This window comes from Rhizobium sp. CB3171 (genome assembly GCF_029714265.1).
Classification (GTDB): Bacteria; Pseudomonadota; Alphaproteobacteria; order Rhizobiales; family Rhizobiaceae; genus Rhizobium.
Genome location: NZ_CP121652.1, coordinates 2372839 through 2391655, shown reverse-complemented (window position 1 = coordinate 2391655; position 18817 = coordinate 2372839). Strand labels below are relative to the sequence as shown.

Sequence of the window (18817 nt, the reverse complement as noted above, 5' to 3'; positions counted from 1 at the left end):
ATCGGCCTTTGCTTAAAGCATTTCCAGGAAAAGTGCGTAGCGGTTTTCCGTTCGGAATGCGTAAACGCTCTAAAGTGTGTCGTCGCTGGAGGGTCTGCCGACGCTTGTATAGGCAAAGCCGTGCTTTGTGACCTCGTCATGGCGATAGATGTTTCTGAGGTCGACGAGAACCGGGGCATTCATAACGGATTTGAGCCGGCCGAAATCGAGTGCGCGGAACTGGTTCCATTCCGTGATGATAACGAGCGCGTCGGCGCCGCGTGCGGCGCTATAGGCATCGTCTGCATAGGTGATGTTGTCGATCAACTGGCGAGCATTATCCATACCCTCCGGATCGTAGCCCGCCACCGAGGCACCGGCATCCTGCAGCGCCTGGATGATCGAGATCGAAGGGCTGTCGCGCATGTCGTCGGTATTCGGCTTAAAGGTCAGGCCAAGGACGGCAATGGTCTTGCCCCTGATATCGCCGCCCATGGCCGCGATCACCTTGCGGCCCATGGCGCGCTTGCGGTTGTCGTTGATCGAAACCGTCGTCTCGATCAGGCGCACGGGGCTGTCGTAATCCTGTGCGGTTTTGGCGAGCGCCAGCGTGTCCTTCGGGAAGCAGGAGCCGCCATAGCCGGGGCCGGCATGCAGGAATTTCGAGCCGATGCGGCCGTCGAGACCGATGCCGCGCGAGACTTCCTGCACATTGGCGCCGACCTTCTCGCAGAGATCGGCCATCTCGTTGATGAAAGTGATCTTCATCGCAAGGAAGGCATTGGCGGCGTATTTAATCAACTCCGACGTGCGGCGGGAGGTAAAGAGCAGCGGCGCCTGGTTGAGGTAGAGCGGCCGATAGACTTCCGTCATGACGCCGCGGGCGCGTTCGTCGTTGAGGCCGATGACGATGCGGTCGGGACGCTTGAAGTCTTCGATGGCAGCGCCTTCGCGCAGGAATTCCGGATTGGAGACGACTGCGACATCGGCATCCGGATTGGTCTCGCGCACGATACGCTCGACTTCGTCGCCGGTACCGACGGGCACGGTCGATTTGGTGACGATGACGGTAAAGCCCTTGACGTGCTGGGCGATCTCGCGGGCGGCGGCATAGACGTAGGAGAGATCGGCGTGGCCGTCACCGCGACGCGACGGCGTGCCGACGGCGATAAAGACGACGTCACTTGCGGCAACGCTGCTTTCAACCTCGGTCGAAAAGGAGAGGCGACCGGCGCGGACATTGTCGGCAACCAATTGTTCAAGGCCGGGTTCGAAGATCGGGATTTCACCCCTGCGCAACGCCTCGATCTTGCCGGCGTCCTTGTCGACACAAATCACGTCATGACCGAAATCGGCAAAGCAGACGCCGGACACCAAACCCACATAACCGGAACCGATCATCGTGATGTGCATGAAACTTCAATCCTTTTGCTAGCGCAGGGCTCAGCGTCGGAACGCACGCCCGTCTTTGGCGGCCATCTGCGCTTATATACACAGGATCGTCGGTGACTCCTATACGTTGCGGTGCTTATCCAGGCGGTTGAGACAGAAGTGTCATAAAGACGGTACCACGCCGGCGCACCGGACGAGCGGCTTGCCTGCCCACCGTGTCATGCTAGACATTCCGGATAGACCTTCCAATCCAAAGGCAACTCCCATGGTGCTCGATCTCATCGTCCGCAATGCCAGCCTTCCCGATGGCCGCGAGGGGCAGGACATCGCCATTGCCGGCGGCAAGATCGTGGCTGTTCAGCCGGGCATGGAAGGGGAGGCGGAGCGCGTGATCGATGCCGATGGGCAACTGGTTTCGCCGCCGTTCATCGACTGCCATTTTCACATGGATGCGACGCTGTCGCTTGGCCTACCGCGGCTGAATACATCGGGGACGCTGCTCGAAGGTATCGGGCTCTGGGGGGAGTTGAAGCCGCTGCTGACGCATGAGGCGGTGGCAGAGCGGGCATTGCGTTATTGCGATCTTGCTGTGTCGCAAGGGTTGCTCGCCGTGCGGACCCACGTCGATATCTGCGACGACCGGTTGCTTGCCGTCGAAGCGCTGCTGGATGTGAAGAGAAAAGTCGCACCTTATCTCGATCTGCAGCTCGTCGCTTTTCCGCAGGACGGCTATTACCGCTCGCCGACGGCGGCGCAGAACCTGGAACGCGCGCTGGATCTCGGTGTCGATATTGTTGGCGGTATCCCGCATTTCGAGCGGACGATGGACGAGGGCGCGCATTCGGTGCGTGCGCTCTGCGAGATCGCCGAAAAGCGCGGTTTGATGGTCGACATGCATTGCGACGAGACCGACGATCCGCTGTCGCGCCACATCGAGACGCTGGCCGCCGAGACGGTGAGGCTCGGGCTTCAGGGCAGGGTGGCCGGCTCGCATCTGACGTCGATGCATTCGATGGACAATTATTATGTCTCCAAGCTCCTGCCGCTGATTGCTGAGGCGGGCGTGCACGCGATCCCCAATCCGTTGATCAACATCGTGCTTCAGGGCCGGCACGATACCTATCCGAAGCGGCGCGGACTGACCCGGGTCAAGGAGATGCGCGAATTCGGCATCAATATCGCCTTCGGTCAGGATTGCTGCATGGACCCATGGTATTCGCTCGGCGGCGCCGACATGCTGGATGTCGCCCATATGGGACTGCATGTCGGTCAATTGACGTCGCGCGAAGCCATGCGGTTCTGCTTCGACGCGGTCACCGTCAATCCGGCCAAAGTGATGGGGCTCGACGGTTACGGGCTGGAGGTCGGCTGCAACGGCGATCTCGTCGTGCTGCAGGCGCGCGATCCGATCGAAGCGGTGCGATTGCGTGCGGCGAGGCTTTTTGTTGTCCGGCGCGGCAAGGTAATCAGCGAGACGCCGGCGCGGATCGCGAAACTGTCGCTCGAAGGCCGGCCGCAATCGGTCGATCCGGCCGCCTACGCGCCAATGCCACCAAGAATTTAACCCATTAGGCATAGCATCGCTTATCGCTTGTGATTGCTATCGCGTTGCAGCATGATGAATTGGGTGCAATCGTTCCGGCGGGGACGATGCATAAGGGGCGGTTCAGGGCTGGTGCATGAAGTCAAATTTTGCCGTGCGTACAATGCGGGCTGGGGAATTGGAGCTCGCTCTCGAATGGGCGCGGCAGGAGGGATGGAATCCCGGTGTCGATGATGCCCTGGCATTTTGGGAGGCGGATCCTTCCGGCTTCTTTATAGGCGCGATCGGCGAAGTGCCGGTCGGCTGTATTTCCGTCGTGCGTTATGGCGAAAGCTTCGCCTTTCTCGGCCTCTACATCGTCCACCCCGAATTTCGCGGCAAGGGTTATGGCAAGGCGCTGTGGAAGAAGGGCATGGCGTTTGCGGGCAATCGTACCATCGGTCTCGACGGCGTCGTTGCGCAGCAAGAAAACTACCGCAGCAGCGGCTTTGAAATGGCCTATCGCACCGTGCGCTATGGCGGTGTCCCGAGAATGCCTGATATAGGCGAAGCAAAGGTGGACGTCGTTCCGGTCACGCAGGACAAGCTCGAAGGCTTGCTGCGATATGATGCCGCCATCTTTCCAGGGCTGCGCTACTCCTTCCTCACGGCCTGGTGCGGCGCGCCGGAAAAACGAAAATCCGTCATGGTCGGCAGCGGCAGCAAGATTCGCGGCTACGGCACGATCCGGCGCTGTTTCGAGGGGTACAAGGTCGGTCCGCTGTTTGCAAACAGTTCCGATGTGGCATCGGCCTTGCTGGCCAAGTTGCTGCCGGAGGCCAAGGGCCGGCCTGTATATATGGACGTGCCTACGGACAACATCGACGCGATCAGGCTTGCCGAAGCGGCCGGATTGTCGCCGGTGTTCGAAACGGCGCGAATGTATCGCGGCGAACCACCCAAAATGCCACTCGACCGCGTCTTTGCCGTCACCACGCTTGAGCTTGGCTAGTTCCATGTCCTCTCGCGTAGGGTGGGCGAGCGATTTTCTTCGCGTACCCAGCTCCAATATTTCGCATGTGGATATGCGCCGACGGGAAAAATCCTGTTAGGCGCGCTGATTCGTCACGTAAAAAGCCGAATCTCCTGAGACAACAGGGTCGCTTTCCCAAAAACAAAGTTTTATAGATGCGCGGGTTTGAGCAAGGCGCACCGCTGTGCGCAGGAAGCGGGAATGGATAAATGACGAACGTTGTAGTGATCGGCTCGCAATGGGGTGACGAAGGCAAGGGCAAGATTGTCGACTGGCTTTCGGAACGCGCAGATGTGATTGTACGCTTTCAGGGCGGTCATAATGCCGGTCATACGCTTGTTGTCGACGGTGTCAGCTACAAGCTTGCGCTGCTTCCCTCGGGCCTCGTGCGCGGCAAGCTCAGCGTCATCGGCAACGGCGTCGTCGTTGATCCCCATCATTTCGTCGCTGAAGTCGAAAAGCTGCGCGCCCAGGGCATCGCGGTTACGCCCGACGTTCTGCGTATTGCCGAGAACGCCCCGCTGATTCTGTCGCTGCACCGCGATCTCGACGCTCTGCGCGAAGATGCCGCTTCCAACAGCGGCACGAAGATCGGCACGACCCGTCGCGGCATCGGCCCGGCCTATGAAGACAAGGTCGGCCGCCGTGCGATCCGCGTCATCGATCTTGCCGAACCGGATACGTTGCCGGGCAAGATCGACCGGCTGCTGACGCATCACAATGCGCTACGCCGCGGCATGGGCCTCGATGAAATCTCGTTCGATGCTTTGCACAACGAACTCACCTCTGTTGCTGAGCATATTCTTCCCTATATTGATCAGGTCTGGCGGTTGCTCGACGAGCAGCGCAAGGCTGGCGCCCGTATCCTTTTCGAGGGTGCGCAGGGCGCTTTGTTGGACAATGACCATGGCACCTATCCGTTCGTGACGTCGTCCAACACGGTCGCCGGCCAGGCAGCAGCCGGTTCCGGCCTCGGCCCGACGGCGCTCGGCTATGTGCTCGGCATCACCAAGGCCTATACGACGCGCGTCGGCGAAGGGCCGTTCCCGTGTGAACTGCATGACGAGATCGGCAAACACCTGTCGACGGTTGGCCGAGAGGTTGGCGTCAACACCGGCCGTCCGCGCCGCTGCGGCTGGTTCGATGCCGTGCTGGTTCGCCAGACGGTGAAGACTTCCGGCATTACCGGCATTGCCTTGACCAAGCTCGACGTGCTCGACGGTCTCGACGAACTGAAGATCTGCGTCGGCTACAAACTAGATGGCAAGGAGATCGACTATCTGCCGGCCAGCCAGGCGGCGCAAGCCCGCGTCGAGCCGATCTACATCACGCTCGAAGGCTGGAAGGAATCGACCGTCGGCGCCCGCAAATGGGCCGATTTGCCGGCACAGGCGATCAAATATGTCCGGCAGGTGGAGGAGCTGATCGGCGCTCCGGTGGCGCTGCTTTCGACCAGCCCGGAGCGCGAAGACACTATACTTGTGACCGATCCGTTTGAGGGCTAATGTCGCGGATCAATGACGAATCCCGGTTCGGCCACGTGCCGGGCATCATGAGAAAGTACTGATGGCGGATTTTGTAGCAGTCATTCGACGGGCCGTGGACGGCTTGGCCGATAATACTCCCGAGATGCGGGTCAAGGTTTACGAGCGGGCTCGTGGTGCCGTTCAGCGGCAGCTTGAGAGCATGAAGCCGCGCCCGCCGGAGGAGATGCTGCGCCGTCAGCTCGACAAGCTTGAAGCTGCGATCGTCGAGGTGGAAGCCGAGCATGCCGAGGCGCTGCCGCTGGCTGAAGAGCCAGTCGCGGAAACGCCTTTGGTGCAGGAGGAGCCGCAGCAGGAGCCTGCTGAAGAGCATCATGTTGCGCAAGAACACCATGTCGAGGAACCGGAGCCGGCCCATCCGGAGGTCGCTGCGCACGAGGAGCCCGCCGCTCACGAGCCGGTGCACGAAGAGCCGACCCATGAAGAGCCGGCTTATGCAGAGCCGGCCCATGAAGAGCCAGTTTACCATGAGCCAGCTCACCAAGAGCCTGCTTACGAGGAGCCTGTCTATGAGGAGCCCGCGCATGCTCAGCATCAGTCCGCTGAGCACCATGAGCCGGTAGAGGAATGGGCCGAGGCGCCGCAGGAGCAGGCGCCCGCGGCTGTTCACCACGTCGAGGCCTATGCGGAGCCGGTCCAAGAGCAGGTGCATGAGGAAGCGCCGGAGCACTATGCGGAGGAGGTGCCGGCCGTTGCCGCCGAGCCCGCGCATGCCGCTCCGCAGACGCATACTGCTCATCAGGCGCCTGCCGATGATGTCATGAGCCAAGTCGAGGAAATTTGGGCCGAGGTGGATGCGCCTGCGAAGCGGGCCGAATCCGAGCCGGTGGCGGTACCCGTCATGCCCGCCGCCGCCTTTGCGCCTGCCGTCTTCGGCCATCCCGTGGAGCCGCCCGCCCCGACGAAAGCGCCGGCGAGCGACAAGGCTTTTGCCTGGGATGCGGATGTTTTCGAAGAGCTGCAGTCGGTGCCGGCGCCAGCCGCCAAGTCGGCACAGCCCGCCCGGCAGCAGATGCCGGACAACGCCTTTGACGATGTCGATCTCTTCGCCGATGTGCATTCTCCGTCCAAGTCAGCGCCGAAGAACGATGCAGGCGAGGATGGCTGGCGCGAGCTCAAGGAGCTTGCCGGCTTTGACAAAATCGCCGAGGGGGACCGCGGCGGCGGCTCTTCCATCCCGCCGGATCTCAACCGGGCCATGGCGGCGAAGCTGCAGGGCAAGAGCTTCCGTATGGAGCCGAAGCGCCGCCGCTTCAGCGTGACCAGTATTATCGTGGCCCTCGTTGGCCTCGCGATCGTCGCCGGCGGTGGCTATGCCGCCTGGCTGAACCGTGAAGCGCTCAACAAGATGGTCGCCGACCTCATCAGCTCGGCACCGAAGACTGCGACCACTCCGGCTACCGAGACGGCCAAGAACAACAATACGGCCGCTCCAGCCACAAATGCGCCTGCCGTCTCGACACCGGGCGCGACCGCTCCGGCGCAAAACAATAATGCCGCCACGCAGCCGCCGGCAGCGGGCAACACCAATGTCGCCTCGCTCGACAACGACGCCAACACGGTCAACAGCAAGTTCACGCAGCGCCTGTTGGCGAATGGCACGGAAGAGGATCAAGGTCCGGCAGCGGGCGCTCAGCCGGGTGTCGCTGAAGGCAAGTCCGTGGCCGAGCAGAATGTAGCCTCCGCTGCCCCGGCAAGAGCGGCAACGGCGCCCGCCAACAATGCGAATGGCGCGCAGGCGCCCGCCGCGACCGCGCCGACCACGACGCAGCCTTCAGCCGATCAGCAATCCTCCGCTCCCACCCAGCAATCGCCTGTCGCTCAGCAGCAGCCACAGGCTAATCAACAGCAGACGGCGCCGGCCACGGATGGGCAGAAGGTGTTCCTCTATGAGGAGCGTCTCGGCCAGACATCGCCGACGGCTTTCGAAGGCACCGTCACCTGGTCTCTGCAGGAGGGTAAGGGTGAGGATGGCCGTCCGGAACCTTCCGTCCAGGGCCTCATCAACGTGCCTGAGCGCGGTCTGACGGCGACGATCACCGTGTCGCGCAATACCGACGCCTCGCTGCCGGCAAGCCATCTGGTAGAGCTCGCCTTCCAGGTTCCGCCGAATTTCGAAGGCGGCGCCATCGACAACGTGCAGCGGATCGCGCTCAAGTCGACCGAACAGGATCGCGGCGACGCCTTGATCGCTGTGCCGGCCAAGGTTACCGACGACGTCTACATGGTCGCGCTCAACGATTTTCCGGATGCGCGGAAGACCAATCTCGATCTCCTGAAAACCCGCAATTGGATGGACATTCCCGTGGTCTACCGCAATGGCCGTCGTGCATTGCTGACCATGGAGAAGGGCCCCGCCGGCACCGACGCCTTCAACAAGGCGATTACAGAGTGGCAGGCGCTTGGCGGTGTCGCTTCGAGCGGCCAATAAGCGGTCTCAAATCACCGGAATCAAAAAAGGCGGGCCTTGCGGTCCGCCTTTTGTTTGAATTCGTACTGTAATGTCTGAAATCGGAAGCGTTAAGCGGTGGCTTCGACCACCCGCAGAGCCTTGGCGCGTTCCAGCGCATCCTTCTGCACGGCTTCCTGCACCTTCTCGAAGGCGCGGACTTCGATCTGGCGGACGCGTTCGCGGCTGATATCGAACTCGGCCGAGAGGTCCTCCAGCGTCACCGGCTCTTCCGCAAGGCGGCGAGCCTCGAAGATGCGGCGCTCGCGATCGTTCAAGACGCTCATGGCGCGAGCCAACATGCGGCGGCGCGTATCAAGTTCGTCCTGCTCGATCAGCACGTCTTCCTGGCTGTCATGATCGTCCACCAGCCAGTCCTGCCACTGACCCGAATCGCCCTCGGCAGCCTTGATCGGCGCGTTCAGCGAAGCGTCGCCCGAGAGGCGGCGGTTCATCGAAACGACCTCTTCCTCGGAGACGTTCAGCTTGGTGGCGATCTCGGTGACATGCTCCGGCTTCAGGTCGCCGTCATCGATGGCCTGGATGCGGCCCTTCAGACGACGCAGATTGAAGAACAGACGCTTCTGATTGGCGGTCGTGCCCATCTTCACCAGCGACCACGAGCGCAGAATATATTCTTGGATCGAGGCCTTGATCCACCACATGGCATAGGTTGCCAGGCGGAAGCCACGTTCCGGGTCAAACTTCTTGACGGCCTGCATCAGGCCGACATTGCCTTCCGACACCACTTCGCCGATCGGCAGGCCATAACCGCGATAGCCCATGGCAATCTTCGCCACGAGGCGCAGATGGCTGGTGACGAGTTTATGGGCCGCTTGACGGTCGGCATGTTCCGCGTAGCGCTTAGCGAGCATGTACTCTTCCTGCGGCTCCAACATCGGGAACTTGCGAATCTCGTCGAGATAGCGGTTGAGGCCGGCTTCACCGGCGGTAATGGACGGCAAGGTATTACGGGTCATGAATGCACCCTCCTATTCGAGATCTGGCCCCTTCTGGAGACGTATTGCGCGCCCTTTGCGAAGCAGACCAAGGCGTGCAGGTCGTGAAGACCCCGCACTAAACCAATGTGTAGATAAGTACGGCAAAACAGTGATTCAAGAACGTAGTCACGCAAGAGTTACCCCGGCGCGACAGCTATGCCCGCCGTAACGTTTGTCTCTGAGACTATCTTCCCGAATACTCCGGTCCTGTGAGATTTGGCGACTTCAGCATCAAAACGCTTCGCGTTTTGGATAACTGCGTGACGCACGCCGGAGATCGGTTCCCCCCAATTATAGGCGGCGAAGGGGCCGGCGTCCAGTCGCGCATTTGTGGAGCTCGGTAGCAGTCTTTTCTTTCGATCCATCAGGGCGAGCCATGCATATGAATAAAAATAGTTGAATATAAGAGCATATGCTCCTATATCGATCTAAGTAAGAGCATATGCTCTCATTTAACGACGGAGAAGCGATCATGAGCGAAGCTGAGATACTTGTAAGCGGTGCGACGGGACGGACTGGGGGCGCCGCCATCGGCGAACTCTTGAAGATGGGCAAGAGCGTGCGTGCCTATATGCGCTCGTACGACGAGCGGGCAGCGGCGCTGAGGCAGCGCGGTGTCGATATAGCCGTCGGAGATTTCACCGACATCGATCACATTCGGACGGCCATGGAAGGCATCCGGTCGGCGTATTTTCTTCACCCGATCGCACCAGGCATCCTTGGCGCTGCGACCTATTTCGCACAGGCTGCAAAGGAAGCGGGTGTTAGCGCGATCGTCAACATGTCGCAGATTTCGGCGCGCCGAGAGTCGGCAAGCCATGCGGCGCAGGACCATTGGATCTCGGAGCGGGTCTTCGACTGGTCAGGCGTTTCGACGACGCATCTTCGCCCTACGTTTTTTGCGGACTGGCTCGCTTATCCCCATTTCGCAAAGGAAATCTGGGCGACGAAGAAGATCTCGTTCCCCTTCGAGAACGGGCGGCATGCGCCTATCGCCTCCGATGATCAGGGCCGGGTGATCGCCCATGTCCTGGCTAATCCGAAGGGCCACGAAGGCAAGATCTATCCGCTCCATGGTCCAGTCGAGATGGACTACACAGAAATCGCTGCCGTCGTGAGCGACGTGCTTGGAGCGAAGATCGAATATGCGCCGTCCTCGATAGAGGCGTTCAAGGATAGGATGGAAAATCTCTACAAGTTCCCGCCGTTCCTTGTGCAGCACCTCGTCGAAGTCGCCCAGAACTATCGTGACGGCATCTTCTCGGGCACCAACGATTTGGTCGAGGCGATTACCGGAACGCCGGCGCTCTCGGTCCAGCAGTTCGTCTCCAACAATCGCGCCGCCTTCGCGTGAATGCCGCGAAGACAAATCGGGGATTTTACAATGTCACATGCTCAAGAAGAACGTCATCCCTTTCTGGACGACCTGACCGCCGACGCGGAGCTTACCAGCTCCGTGTTGCGAGGTTCCGTCATCGGACGCGACGAAATCAGGCTCGCCGTGAACGCCGTCGGAACTTTCTATGCATCACAGACGCCGACGTTCCTTCAGACCGTCGGCTCCCGGCTCTTCCTTGAATATGAGGCCGTTCTGACGAACGGAGAGAAGCTGACCGCCGTCATGGTCGTCGATCGCGCCTCCGACGGTTCGGTACCGCGGGTCAGCGTGCGGATGAGTCCGCTCGGCGCTGTTCTGTCGCTCGGCGCCCATTTGCGCGGGGCGCTCTGCGGGCAGTTGCCCGAAGAGCTTTTTCTTTGAACCCAACCGACCGCCGGGCCAGCGACAGAGATCGTTTGCCCCGAGCTGCTGCCCCAGAAAGGAAATTCGTTATGGACGTCGCCAACAACACAGTCTTCATCACCGGTGCCAATCGAGGTCTGGGCCTAGCATTCGCACGCGAGGCACTCCGCCGCGGAGCATCGAAGGTTTACGCAGGCATGCGCAACACGAGCGGCTTCGACGAGCCGGGCATCGTTCCGGTCAGGATCGATGTCACGGATAAGGCATCGATTGCCGCAGCCGCAGAACTGGCAGCAGATACCACGCTATTGATCAACAATGCGGGGATCGCCGCCCTGATCGACGGGCCTCTGGCAGACGATGTCGAAGCGCAGTCGCAACGTCTTTTCGATACCAACTATTATGGCGTGGTGCGCGTCTCGCAGGCCTTCGAGCAGATCCTTTCAGCCAAGCCCCATGCCGCCATCATCAACGTGCTGTCTGACATCGTCTGGCTTCCACGGCCCTATCTGACACCTTATGCCGCTTCCAAGGCGGCGGCATGGAGTTATACGAACCAGCTTCGCTTCCATCTTCGCGATAGCGGCATCGAGGTCCTTGGCTTGCATGTCGGATTCGTGGATACCGATCTGACCAACGGCATCGACGTGCCGAAGGCGAGCCCAGAGGACGTGGTGCGCCAAACCTATGACGCCCTCGCCGCTGGCAAGAGCGAGATCATGGCCGATCAGGGCACTGCGTTACTGAAGAGCACGCTTGCGGCCGACGTGCCCGGCTATATCACTCCGCCGGAAGGGGTATTCTAACTTCGGCGATGGCGGAATTGCTGTGGAGCGCGGAGATTCTTCGGCTTCGCGCCTGCGGCGCTTTGGTTAGGAATGGGATTCGAAAGGAACATAGAATGCTGTCGGCCAACCAACCACTCGGAATCGATCAGTGCAACTGCTCCGCCATGAGAAAGGCGAGCCGACAGATCACGCGGTTTTATGATGATCATCTTGAGCCGGTCGGGCTGCGCATCACGCAGTTTCTGATTCTGGCGGCTCTCGGGGAGGCTGGCGGCGCCACGGTCAACGTTCTCGCCGAACGGCTCGATATCGAGCGGACGGCGATGGGAAAGATGGTCGGATTCCTGGAGCGAGATGGGTTTGTTACCATCAAGCCGTCTCCGGCAGACGGAAGGGTTCGTGTCGTTGAACTCACCAAGGAGGGTCGCCTCCTGCACAAGAGGGCCGAGCCTCTCTGGGAGAGGGCCCAGCAAGAATTCGAGCAATTGAACGGGGCCGCAAACGTCGCAACTCTGCGCCGGGGACTGAGAGAAATCGCCGTCGGCGATTCTGCGAAGGTTTCACCCGAAGACTAAAGCTTCGGACTGATTGCTGGGCAGGGGCCAATCACCAATCCGCTGTTGGCCCCTTCAAGCAATTTGGAGGCGCTTCTCAAGCACGCAACGCTGCCACCAGATCCTCCATATCATCCGGCAGCGGCGCTTCGAAGTGCATGACTTCGCCGGTGCGAGGGTGTTCGAATTGCAGGAGGTAGGCGTGGAGTGCCTGGCGGGGGAAGCGGTTGACCACCTGCTTGGCGGCATCCGGCAGCAGGTTGGCCTTGGTCTTGAAGCCGCCGCCATAGACGGCGTCGCCGAGCAGGGGATGGCCGATATGGGCCATGTGAACGCGGATCTGGTGGGTGCGGCCGGTTTCGAGGTGGCAGTCGACCAAGGAGGCGAGGGCGGTGGCGTCCGGAGCCTCGTGAAAACGTTCAATCACTTCATAATGCGTGATCGCCTCGTCGGCATCCTGATTGTTCGGGCGCTTGACGGCACGGCGGGTACGGTCGCCGGTGGAGCGGCCAAGCGGCGCGTCGATGGTGCCGATCAGTTGGCGGGGGCGGCCCCAGACGATCGCCTGATAGGCGCGTTCCAGCGACCGCGTGCGGCCGTGGTCGGCGAATTGCAGGGACAGGTGGCGGTGGGCGATATCGTTCTTGGCGACGACCATGACGCCGGTGGTGTCCTTGTCCAGCCGATGGACGATGCCCGGCCGGCGCACACCGCCAATACCAGAGAGACTTTCGCCGCAATGATGGATCAGCGCGTTGACCAGCGTGCCCGTCCAGTTGCCGGCGGCGGGGTGAACGACGAGGCCGGCGGGCTTGGAGATGACAATGACGTCGTCATCCTCGTAAAGCACATCAAGCGGAATGTCTTCGCCGAGTGGCGTCGGGTCTTCGGGCTCGGGCAGGGTGATCTCGTAGGTATCGCCAGAGCGCACCTTGCGTTTGGCGTCAGTAACCGGGGTCCCGTTGAGCAGGACGGCGCTATCCTTGATCAAGGCCTGGATGCGGCTGCGGGAAAATTCCTCGCCCACCTGCGCAGTCAGCCATGCATCGAGGCGGCCTTCGGCTGTTTCATCGGCGGTTAGGACTTTTCTAATGCCCGCGGCTTCTTTAAAGGGGTCGCTCAAACGCATTCTCCGGCGCACTGGGCGCTCTCTAGGAAATAGGACGCATCGATGACGAATCTCGAGCCAGACGATCAAGAGGAAAAGCCCCTCGATCCGGCCCTGGAAAATGTCCGACGCAAGATGGTTCGCCTGCAGATCGTCTCGGTCGCCATCATGGTGGTGAGCCTTATGGCGGTGTTCGGCGCCGTTGTCTACAAGACGATGCGGCCTGCACCGAAGGCAGCGGGTCAAGCCGCCTCGAATATTCCCGCCGACGCACCCGTTGCGGTGAGCGCAGCGCTGCCGCAGGGCTTTACCGTGCTGTCCACGGCACTCTCCGGAAACCAGGTGCTGTTTTATGGCACGCTCGCCAGCGGCCAGCGCCAGGCCGTTGTTTTCGACTACGGTATCGGCCGCATCGTCGCGACCATATCGCTTTCCAACTGACGGTTTGGCGATGACGGGCGACCGGTTGATCGAGATCACCCATCCCGACGATCCTCGCATCGCCGAATTCCGTAATATCCGCGAGCGTGATCTCGTGGGCCGCGAGAACCGCTTCATTGCCGAGGGCACGGTGGTGCTGCGGCTTCTTGCCGAGGCGCATGCGGCTCAAGGAGACTTTGTCGGTGAAAAAGTGCTGCTGTTGCGCAACCGCGCCGCGGGATTGGAAGAAATCATCGCCGCCTTTCCGCCTGACGTGCCGGTCTATGTTGCGGAGGCTTCGGTGCTGGATGGCATTGTCGGTTTCCACCTGCATCGCGGCGTGCTGGCGCTCGGCCGGCGCAAGGCGGAGCCGGATATCGGCGCCTTTTTAGACCGCTTGCCGGAGCGGGCGCTCGTCCTTGCGGGCTGCGGTATTTCCAATCACGATAATGTCGGTTCAATGTTCCGCAATGCTGCCGCCTTCGGGGCCGATGCGGTGCTGCTCGACGAAACCTGCTGCGATCCGTTGTATCGCAAGGCGCTGCGCGTCTCGGTCGGCTCGGCGCTGACGGTGCCCTATTGCCGTCAATTGAGCGATGTCGATCTGCTGACCGCGCTGGCGGAGCGCGGCTTTGCCATCTGGAGCCTTTCTCCGCGCGGCAACACCGATATCCGCGCCGTTCCGCCGGCCGATAGGATGGCGCTGGTGGTCGGCACCGAAGGGGCGGGGTTGCCGCAGAAAATTCTGTCGACCTTTGGCAGCCTGCGGATACCGCAGGCGCCGAGCCTCGACAGCCTGAACGTGGCAACGGCGAGCGGCATCGCACTCTTCGCCATGGCGTCGTTGATTAAACGCGTCTGAAATTTCCGTCTTTGTAGAGAGCGCTTATTGCTGCTTGGGCAGCAGGGCCGCGGCGCGGTCGGCAAGGCTGATACGCGCGCCGTGCTCGGCGGCGCTCGTCTCCTTTGGCAGGAGATCGAAGATCGGCGATTTTTCGCCCTCTTTGAGGGCGGTCATTGCCACCATGTTGGCGGCGATGTTGGCGATCTCTTCCCGCATGGCCTGATCATGCGAGGGCGAGCGCGATTTGAGCAGGCGGTCGGAAAGGGCGGCAGCACGGTTGCGCACTTCCTCCGTCATTTGAGCGATATCGTCTTCCACGTTGCGCTCCGGTTCTGCTGCGTTGGCATCATGATCGGCAATTTCGACGATCCTCGGTTTGGTCGAGGGCTTCGAGCCGTTCATCGGCTTGGCTTGAGGGGCAAGACCCGCGGCCTGCAGCGCGCGGCCGGCTTCCTCCGCCTCGGCATGTGCCGTTTCCAGTTTTTCCTTCAAGCGGGCCACATCCTGAACGTGGCGTTCGATTGCGGTTTCCTTGTCGGCATTGCCCGCGATCTCGCGATCCAGCCGCTCCTCGAGGTGCTGGGCTTTGTCGCTTTCCTGACCCAGGCGTAATTCTGCATCCTTAGCGCGGAGACTTGCAAGGTTCAGATCCTGGCGCAGCGTGTCGCGCTCGTCCCGCAGCGTTTTGATGCGAAACTTCAGGCTCTCGATCTCGGTCTCGCGAGTTGCCAGATCGATCTTCAGATTGTCCGCGTCGGCGGCCATTTTCGTCATCCGCTTGCGCAAGCCGTCGATATCGGCATCCTTCTCCGCGCCGACTTGTTCAGCCGTATGAATACCGGATTTGAGCTGGCTGATATAGCTTTCCTCGCGGCGCAGGCGAGAGCGCAGTTCACCGGCTTCGACTTCGAGATCGTCGATCCGGGTTCGCAATTCGCTGTTTTCAGAGGCGAAGCGGCCGGCCTCCTGCTGGAGCTTGCCGTTGTGAATCTGCAGGGCGACGCTCTTATCGCGCTCCTGCGTCAGCGCCTGCTCGGTCCTGGCGTTTTCGGCCGCGAAAAGGGCGCGCGCCATGTCCTTCTGCGCGCGTACTTCTTGCGGGCTCAGGGGCATGGTCGCTTTCAGCCGCTTTTCCGTGAACCAGACGATGCGGCGGTGCACTGCGGGCGCGATAAGGAAGACCAGAAAGGCGGCGGTCAGAAAGCCCAATCCAAACAGTAGAGCGAATTCAATCACGGCGCAGCCAGCATCTAAGAGGTGTTTTCAATCTCAATAAAGTGATTAAGTAAATGATTAAGCATGAGGCCGGCGCGCGGGCAAGCATTTAAATCGGATATGGTTTACCGGCGTATCGGGAGTTCGCGACAAGAAAAGGCCCGCGAACTGCGCGGGCCAGGCGGCGAAATATGGGGGAATATCGCCAAAAGATCAGAAGGGATTCCAGGTCGGGTTCGGCGTGACCTTGAGGTAGCCGAGGTTGACGCCGAGACGAGCGCCGAGGCCGGTGCGGATCGGCACCAGCACGATGTCGTTGTTCTTCAGCACGGTCATTCCGACGCCGGCGACAACGAAGGCCTGCCCGCTGACGCCGCCAAAGCGGGTGTAGACGCTGTTGATGTTCGGCAGGTCATAGACCAGCATCATGACGCGGGTGCCCTGGCCGCCGTAGTCGAGGCCAAGCGACGGGCCCTGCCAATAGAGCGGGTGCTCGCCGGCGTTCTTGGTGTTGAGCTGGCCTTCGCCATAGGTCAGCCCGGCGATGAAGGCGCCGGAGCCTTCCTGCCCGAGGATATAGCCGTTCGGCAGGCCGTATTGCTGAAAGGCCCGCTCGACTACCTTTGCGAGGCCGCCGCTGGTCGAGCCGAAGAAGGAATGGCCGGCGTCGACGATTTCCTGCATCGAATATTGGTTGTTGGCCGCAGCCGCCGCCTGACGAACCGGCAGCGCGAAGCTTACGAACGCAACGATGGCTAAGATCAAGCCGAGGCCGACCGTTCTCGAGCCGAGGCTGGGCATTCTCTTCAGGAGTTGATAGCGCATGACATTCATCCGTTCATCATGGTCGGTGCAATCGGGAACGGATGCGCCGCGCATTCGCACGAACGCGCCAAGTACACCTCGCCCCTCAGTCCAGACCGTTCCGCCCATGTTCGGCATCGCGAATCGTGCGCGAAAGGGTCTGGTGGTGATGAATGCATTTTGCGGCGATCATCTTAACAATCGGTTTACCAAATATGGTGTCTTTATGGCGTGCGGTACGCCCGCCTGCGGCAATCCTCGGGCAATCTTGCCGTGGCAACGTAGAATCATACTGCGTTCCGCCTTGTCAGCATTCAGGAGACAATGAATGTCGAAGAATCCGAACCTCACCTTGACCGGACCGGATCTGGCCGCGCTGCTATGCAGCCGCGTTTGCCATGATGTGATCTCTCCGGTCGGTGCGATCAATAACGGTCTGGAGCTGCTCGATGAGGGCGGTGCCGATGCCGATGCGATGGAGTTGATCCGCACCAGCGCTCTCAACGCGTCTGTTCGCCTCAAATTCGCACGCCTCGCCTTCGGTGCGTCCGGCTCGGTCGGCGCCTCGATCGATACGGGCGAAGCCGAGCGTGCCGCCAAGGATTTCGCCGCTGCCGAAAAGAAGACAGAGGTCAGTTGGATCGGCCCGCGCGCCATTGTTGCCAAGAACCGCGTGAAGCTGCTGCTCAATCTCTTCCTGGTCGCTTACGGCTCGATTCCGCGCGGCGGCAATATCGAGGTGACGCTGGAAAATCCAGATCTCGACGCCAAGTTCACGATTATTGCCAAGGGCCGGATGATGCGCGTGCCGCCGAAATTCGCGGAGATTTGCTCGGGTGCATTGGAAGAAGCGGTCGATGCCCATTCCATCCAGCCCTACTACACCGTGCTTCTGGCGGACGAGAGCGGCATGGAACTCTCCTACAACGCCACGCCGGAGGAGCTTACTTTCAGCGCTTCCATGCGCAGCGAATAAACGCCAGTCGCACGATTTATACCGATAATCCCGCCACCGGACGTCCGGCGGCGGGATTATCTTTAGGTGTATCGTCGTTCCTGCGCATTCTTTTGGTTGTCGGCACAATTATGAACACAACGGTAACGATTCCTTAGCCTCGTGCGCCTATCGTCCCAATTTGATGATGGCGCCAGACAGATGGCGACCGGGCGCGAAGGAGTTGGTGATGCAGCGATTCATGATTACGGACGCGTCGGATGTCGTGCGTAAGGTCGGCAAGCGGATTCTCTCCGAACTCGATTTTCTCGTCAGTGAAGCCGCCGATGCCCGTGAAGCGCTGACGCGGTGCCAGGCTGAACTCCCGGACTACCTGATCGTCGACGCCGGCATGGAAGGCGCTCTCGATCTCATCGCCAGTATCCGCGGCATGCCGAACGGCAAAGAGGTCAAGATCTATTACTGCGTCGTCGAGGCGGATTTGCGCAAGCTGATGGCCGGCAAACGCGCCGGCGCCACCGATTTCCTGCTGAAGCCCTTCGATCGCAAGATACTGACGGCGGTTTTCGGCAATCGGGCCATCGCAGCCTGATCATATCCGCCGACTGTTGAATGCGTCTGGGCCGCCTGTTTGGGCGGCTTTTGTTTTTGATGTTTGAAAATGCAACACAAAAAATCCCGCCTGAAGAGGCGGGATTTTTTGTATCGGCGGTGATCGGGGAGGGCGTCTTAGGCGCTTTCGGCGAAATCGCTGCTGTCGGGCTCGCGCAGCACATAGCCACGGCCCCAGACGGTTTCGATATAGTTGGCGCCGCCGGCGGCGTTGGCGAGCTTCTTGCGCAGCTTGCAGATGAAGACGTCGATGATCTTCAGTTCCGGCTCGTCCATGCCGCCATAGAGGTGGTTAAGGAACATTTCCTTGGTGAGCGTGGTGCCCTTGCGGAGCGAAAGCAGCTCCAGCATCTGGTATTCCTTGCCGGTCAGGTGCACGCGCTGGCCGCCGACTTCGACGGTCTTGGCGTCGAGATTGACGATCAGTTCGCCAGTCATGATCACCGACTGGGCGTGGCCCTTGGAACGGCGGACGATGGCGTGGATGCGGGCGACCAGCTCGTCCTTGTGGAAAGGCTTGGTCATGTAGTCGTCGGCACCGAAGCCGAGACCGCGAACCTTGTCTTCAATGCCGGCCATGCCGGAGAGGATGAGGATCGGTGTCTTGACCTTGGACAGTCGCAGCGTGCGAAGCACTTCGTAGCCGGACATGTCGGGAAGGTTAAGATCGAGAAGAATGATGTCGTAGTCGTAGAGCTTGCCGAGATCGACGCCTTCTTCACCGAGATCTGTGGTGTAAACGTTGAAACTTTCGGATTTGAGCATCAGTTCGATGCTCTGCGCTGTCGCGCTATCGTCTTCAATAAGTAGAACCCGCATAATTATCCCCTTTACCGCCGCCGAAAGGTCGTCAGCC

Annotated in this window: 18 protein-coding genes; 12 read left to right on the top strand and 6 right to left on the bottom strand. The window is 60.7% G+C overall.

Going from position 1 to position 18817, the window contains the following annotated elements; translation table 11 throughout:
• Positions 1-69 precede the first annotated feature (69 nt).
• The gene (locus QA648_RS11735) at positions 70-1392 is read right to left on the bottom strand and encodes a UDP-glucose/GDP-mannose dehydrogenase family protein (protein ID WP_283047058.1); all 1323 of its coding nucleotides are present in this window, start codon (positions 1390-1392) and stop codon (positions 70-72) included.
• Between the two features lie 244 nt (positions 1393-1636).
• On the opposite strand from QA648_RS11735, the gene QA648_RS11730 reads away from it, so the two are divergent.
• From QA648_RS11730 to QA648_RS11715, 4 genes are all read left to right on the top strand, one after another.
• Positions 1637-2935, top strand: a complete 1299-nt coding sequence (locus tag QA648_RS11730) for an amidohydrolase family protein (RefSeq protein ID WP_283047056.1) — start codon at positions 1637-1639, stop codon at positions 2933-2935.
• Between the two features lie 115 nt (positions 2936-3050).
• On the top strand, positions 3051-3905 hold the full coding sequence (locus QA648_RS11725; protein WP_260303096.1) for a GNAT family N-acetyltransferase: 855 nt from the start codon (positions 3051-3053) through the stop codon (positions 3903-3905).
• Between the two features lie 230 nt (positions 3906-4135).
• Positions 4136-5431 carry an adenylosuccinate synthase gene (locus QA648_RS11720; RefSeq protein ID WP_104824028.1) on the top strand — a complete coding sequence of 432 codons (1296 nt, stop codon included), beginning with the start codon at positions 4136-4138 and terminating at the stop codon, positions 5429-5431.
• Between the two features lie 61 nt (positions 5432-5492).
• Complete coding sequence (locus QA648_RS11715) at positions 5493-7901, top strand: hypothetical protein (RefSeq protein ID WP_283047053.1); 2409 nt, start codon at positions 5493-5495, stop codon at positions 7899-7901.
• Positions 7902-7990: 89 nt separating this feature from the next.
• On the opposite strand, the gene rpoH is transcribed toward QA648_RS11715, so the two are convergent.
• Positions 7991-8899 (bottom strand): RNA polymerase sigma factor RpoH, encoded by a 909-nt coding sequence (gene rpoH, locus QA648_RS11710; protein WP_283047051.1) that lies wholly within the window; start codon positions 8897-8899, stop codon positions 7991-7993.
• Positions 8900-9392: 493 nt separating this feature from the next.
• Here rpoH and QA648_RS11705 point away from each other — a divergent pair, with 493 nt between their 5' ends.
• The 4 genes from QA648_RS11705 to QA648_RS11690 all read left to right on the top strand — a co-directional run bounded on the left by QA648_RS11705 (position 9393) and on the right by QA648_RS11690 (position 12024).
• Positions 9393-10274 carry an NmrA family NAD(P)-binding protein gene (locus tag QA648_RS11705; protein WP_283047050.1) on the top strand — a complete coding sequence of 294 codons (882 nt, stop codon included), beginning with the start codon at positions 9393-9395 and terminating at the stop codon, positions 10272-10274.
• A gap of 30 nt (positions 10275-10304) precedes the next feature.
• Positions 10305-10679 (top strand): hypothetical protein, encoded by a 375-nt coding sequence (locus QA648_RS11700; protein ID WP_283047049.1) that lies wholly within the window; start codon positions 10305-10307, stop codon positions 10677-10679.
• A 71-nt stretch (positions 10680-10750) separates the two neighbouring features.
• A complete protein-coding gene (locus QA648_RS11695; RefSeq protein WP_283047047.1) occupies positions 10751-11467 on the top strand; it encodes an SDR family oxidoreductase in 717 nt (238 codons plus the stop codon).
• Positions 11468-11562: 95 nt separating this feature from the next.
• Positions 11563-12024, top strand: coding sequence for a MarR family transcriptional regulator (locus QA648_RS11690; protein WP_104824022.1), 462 nt, complete (start codon positions 11563-11565; stop codon positions 12022-12024).
• A 76-nt stretch (positions 12025-12100) separates the two neighbouring features.
• Here QA648_RS11690 and QA648_RS11685 read toward each other — a convergent pair whose 3' ends face one another.
• Positions 12101-13126, bottom strand: coding sequence for an RluA family pseudouridine synthase (locus tag QA648_RS11685; protein ID WP_283047045.1), 1026 nt, complete (start codon positions 13124-13126; stop codon positions 12101-12103).
• A 48-nt stretch (positions 13127-13174) separates the two neighbouring features.
• Here QA648_RS11685 and QA648_RS11680 point away from each other — a divergent pair, with 48 nt between their 5' ends.
• Together QA648_RS11680 and QA648_RS11675 are read left to right on the top strand one after the other, a co-directional pair.
• Positions 13175-13552 carry a hypothetical protein gene (locus QA648_RS11680; protein WP_104824020.1) on the top strand — a complete coding sequence of 126 codons (378 nt, stop codon included), beginning with the start codon at positions 13175-13177 and terminating at the stop codon, positions 13550-13552.
• A 10-nt stretch (positions 13553-13562) separates the two neighbouring features.
• On the top strand, positions 13563-14393 hold the full coding sequence (locus QA648_RS11675; protein ID WP_283047043.1) for an RNA methyltransferase: 831 nt from the start codon (positions 13563-13565) through the stop codon (positions 14391-14393).
• A gap of 24 nt (positions 14394-14417) precedes the next feature.
• Here QA648_RS11675 and QA648_RS11670 read toward each other — a convergent pair whose 3' ends face one another.
• Both QA648_RS11670 and QA648_RS11665 read right to left on the bottom strand, forming a co-directional pair.
• A complete protein-coding gene (locus QA648_RS11670; RefSeq protein ID WP_283047041.1) occupies positions 14418-15611 on the bottom strand; it encodes a hypothetical protein in 1194 nt (397 codons plus the stop codon).
• A gap of 192 nt (positions 15612-15803) precedes the next feature.
• A complete protein-coding gene (locus QA648_RS11665) occupies positions 15804-16469 on the bottom strand; it encodes an EipA family protein (RefSeq protein WP_104824017.1) in 666 nt (221 codons plus the stop codon).
• A 253-nt stretch (positions 16470-16722) separates the two neighbouring features.
• Between QA648_RS11665 and QA648_RS11660 the strand changes: the two genes are divergently transcribed.
• On the top strand, positions 16723-17370 hold the full coding sequence (locus QA648_RS11660) for a histidine phosphotransferase ChpT (protein WP_104824016.1): 648 nt from the start codon (positions 16723-16725) through the stop codon (positions 17368-17370).
• A gap of 208 nt (positions 17371-17578) precedes the next feature.
• Positions 17579-17941 carry a response regulator gene (locus QA648_RS11655; protein ID WP_283047039.1) on the top strand — a complete coding sequence of 121 codons (363 nt, stop codon included), beginning with the start codon at positions 17579-17581 and terminating at the stop codon, positions 17939-17941.
• Between the two features lie 137 nt (positions 17942-18078).
• Here the strand turns inward: QA648_RS11655 and ctrA are convergent, their stop codons facing one another.
• Complete coding sequence (gene ctrA, locus QA648_RS11650) at positions 18079-18780, bottom strand: response regulator transcription factor CtrA (protein ID WP_069611718.1); 702 nt, start codon at positions 18778-18780, stop codon at positions 18079-18081.
• Positions 18781-18817: the final 37 nt, after the last annotated feature.

Excerpts from the sequence above, each read along its gene's own strand:
- QA648_RS11735 (WP_283047058.1), bottom strand. The coding sequence starts at position 1,392 with ATGCACATCACGATGATCGGTTCCGGTTATGTGGGTTTGGTGTCCGGC.
- QA648_RS11730 (WP_283047056.1), top strand. The coding sequence starts at position 1,637 with ATGGTGCTCGATCTCATCGTCCGCAATGCCAGCCTTCCCGATGGCCGC.
- QA648_RS11725 (WP_260303096.1), top strand. The coding sequence starts at position 3,051 with ATGAAGTCAAATTTTGCCGTGCGTACAATGCGGGCTGGGGAATTGGAG.
- QA648_RS11720 (WP_104824028.1), top strand. The coding sequence starts at position 4,136 with ATGACGAACGTTGTAGTGATCGGCTCGCAATGGGGTGACGAAGGCAAG.
- QA648_RS11715 (WP_283047053.1), top strand. The coding sequence starts at position 5,493 with ATGGCGGATTTTGTAGCAGTCATTCGACGGGCCGTGGACGGCTTGGCC.
- rpoH (WP_283047051.1), bottom strand. The coding sequence starts at position 8,899 with ATGACCCGTAATACCTTGCCGTCCATTACCGCCGGTGAAGCCGGCCTC.
- QA648_RS11705 (WP_283047050.1), top strand. The coding sequence starts at position 9,393 with ATGAGCGAAGCTGAGATACTTGTAAGCGGTGCGACGGGACGGACTGGG.
- QA648_RS11700 (WP_283047049.1), top strand. The coding sequence starts at position 10,305 with ATGTCACATGCTCAAGAAGAACGTCATCCCTTTCTGGACGACCTGACC.
- QA648_RS11695 (WP_283047047.1), top strand. The coding sequence starts at position 10,751 with ATGGACGTCGCCAACAACACAGTCTTCATCACCGGTGCCAATCGAGGT.
- QA648_RS11690 (WP_104824022.1), top strand. The coding sequence starts at position 11,563 with ATGCTGTCGGCCAACCAACCACTCGGAATCGATCAGTGCAACTGCTCC.
- QA648_RS11680 (WP_104824020.1), top strand. The coding sequence starts at position 13,175 with ATGACGAATCTCGAGCCAGACGATCAAGAGGAAAAGCCCCTCGATCCG.
- QA648_RS11675 (WP_283047043.1), top strand. The coding sequence starts at position 13,563 with ATGACGGGCGACCGGTTGATCGAGATCACCCATCCCGACGATCCTCGC.
- QA648_RS11665 (WP_104824017.1), bottom strand. The coding sequence starts at position 16,469 with ATGCGCGGCGCATCCGTTCCCGATTGCACCGACCATGATGAACGGATG.
- QA648_RS11660 (WP_104824016.1), top strand. The coding sequence starts at position 16,723 with ATGTCGAAGAATCCGAACCTCACCTTGACCGGACCGGATCTGGCCGCG.
- QA648_RS11655 (WP_283047039.1), top strand. The coding sequence starts at position 17,579 with ATGCAGCGATTCATGATTACGGACGCGTCGGATGTCGTGCGTAAGGTC.
- ctrA (WP_069611718.1), bottom strand. The coding sequence starts at position 18,780 with ATGCGGGTTCTACTTATTGAAGACGATAGCGCGACAGCGCAGAGCATC.